The organism is Mesorhizobium sp. M7A.F.Ca.CA.004.12.1.1 (assembly GCF_003997835.1).
Lineage (GTDB): Bacteria > Pseudomonadota > Alphaproteobacteria > Rhizobiales > Rhizobiaceae > Mesorhizobium.
The window spans coordinates 1-1,814 of record NZ_RZRK01001039.1; the positions used below are offsets into that span (position 1 = coordinate 1).

At 65.1% G+C, this 1,814-nt stretch carries 3 protein-coding genes; 2 read left to right on the forward strand and 1 reads right to left on the reverse strand.

Annotation, left to right across the window (positions count from 1 at the left end; translation table 11 throughout):
* Nucleotides 1-188 (forward strand): PfkB family carbohydrate kinase (locus tag EN984_RS33285; RefSeq protein ID WP_245480172.1); only part of this gene is annotated, 188 nt, incomplete at its 5' end.
* Nucleotides 189-580: 392 nt separating this feature from the next.
* Nucleotides 581-1,282, forward strand: coding sequence for an antitoxin Xre/MbcA/ParS toxin-binding domain-containing protein (locus EN984_RS33290; protein ID WP_127266637.1), 702 nt, complete (start codon nt 581-583; stop codon nt 1,280-1,282).
* A gap of 33 nt (nt 1,283-1,315) precedes the next feature.
* On the opposite strand, the gene EN984_RS33295 is transcribed toward EN984_RS33290, so the two are convergent.
* The coding region (locus tag EN984_RS33295) for a phosphate acyltransferase (protein ID WP_281057369.1) at nt 1,316-1,814 on the reverse strand (499 nt) is incomplete at its 5' end.

Genomic DNA, 1,814 nt, shown 5'->3' on the forward strand with positions numbered 1-1,814 from the left:
TGCGTGTAGCCATGCAGGAAGACGGCGATCTCTATGCCGCCGGCTTCCTGCATGGCTACACGCAAGGCCGCGACCTGCAGACTTGCGGCGACCTTGGCTCACTGGCGGCCGGCTTGGTGATCCAGCAGATCGGCCCCAGGCCACGGCAGAATCTGCGCCGCGAGGCTGAGCAGGCGGGGTTGCTGTAGGGAAAGCTCTTCCCTTCTCCCCCTGTGGGAGAAGGTGTCGCCGAAGGCGACGGATGAGGGGTGCTCCAGCTTGGCACTGACGGTACTCCGTCCAACACCCCTCAACCGTCTTGGCGCTGCGCGCCAATCCACCTTCTCCCACAGGGGGAGAAGGGAAGGCCGCCTCCGCCCCTCACCGTCGCGCGGCTGTCATACATCGCACCTACACGCAATCCGGGCGTCCCGCGACTGACATTTCGGTGCGCCCTCAGCCAGTTGGGGTGTCAAGAAATGCTAGACAGCATGCTGTCGGGCGGCCGGATTCGTTGCCGTCGCGATTTCCGCTTTCCGCTCTAGAGATTCAACAGCCGGCCGCAGCTGTGGGAGGAGAGCGCGGCCCAGAAGACAGATGTATGAACAGATTTCAGCTCCAGGGCCTCAAGCAGGACGACTTCGCCGAGATGGTCGCCGAAGACGTCGAACGCGCGCTTGCCCACTATGACGAGGCCATCAACAAGCCCACCATGGTCTCGGTCGGCAAAATCGCCGGCAGCATAGCGTCCGCCGTCACCTTGCTGTCACCGAAGCACCAGCGCGCTATCGACGCCATCCATGCCGACCTGCCCGGCCTGGCCTCGAAATTCGTGCGCGCGCTGGCGGCGGAAGCCGCGCGCCGCAGCGAAGCCGGTATAGCCGGCGTGATCAATCCGCCGACGACCCCATTGATCGATGTCGAGCCTCCTTCGCTGCCAAAATCCGACGATCTCGAATCGATGCTGATCGAGGACTGGGCGGGCCGCGTCGCCGGCTCGACCTATCTGGAAGAGAATTTGCGTATCGCCCGCTCGACCCTGCACCGCTGGCAGCGGCGGGGCGAGGTCATCGCCTTGCGCAAGGGCGGCCGCAAACATGTCTTCCCGCTGGCGCAGTTCGTCGATGGACGGCCGGTTGCAGGCATTCGCGACGTGCTGTCGCTGATCACCAATCCAAGGCTCGCATGGCTGTGGCTGACGCGGCCCTCGGCGCAACTCGACGGGCGCGTCCCGATCGACTTGCTGCGGCAGGATCAGGTGGACGAGGTCGTCGAGGCTGCGCGCGTGTTCGCGCCGGGCTGAACGCCTCCCGGACTCACCGCTAAGGCTCGCCGCTCAAGTCCCCGCCGTATAGGCCGCGATCGCCGCCATGTTGACGATGTCCGAGTCCTTGGCATTCAGCGACACGATCTGCACCGGCTTGTTCAGCCCGACCAGCAGCGGGCCGATCACCGTCGAGCCGCCGAGTTCCTGCAGCATCTTGGTCGAGATCGAAGCCGAGTGGAACGCCGGCATGATCAGCACATTGGCCGGGCCGGTCAGCCTTATGAACGGATATTGCGCCATGGCCCGCGCGTTGAGCGCCACGTCGGCGGCCATTTCGCCGTCATATTCGAAATCGACGCGGCGCTTGTCGAGGATGCGCACCGCTTCCTGGACGCGTTCGGAGCGCTCGCCCTGTGGATGGCCGAAGGTGGAATAGGCGAGCATGGCGAGCCTCGGCTCATAACCCATGCGGCGGGCAAAGCCCGCGGCCTCCTCGGCGATGTCGGCGATCTGCTCGGCATTCGGCATATCGTGCACGGCGGTGTCGGCGACCAGCACGGTCTTGCCT

Excerpts from the sequence above, each read along its gene's own strand:
- EN984_RS33290 (WP_127266637.1), top strand. The coding sequence starts at position 581 with ATGAACAGATTTCAGCTCCAGGGCCTCAAGCAGGACGACTTCGCCGAG.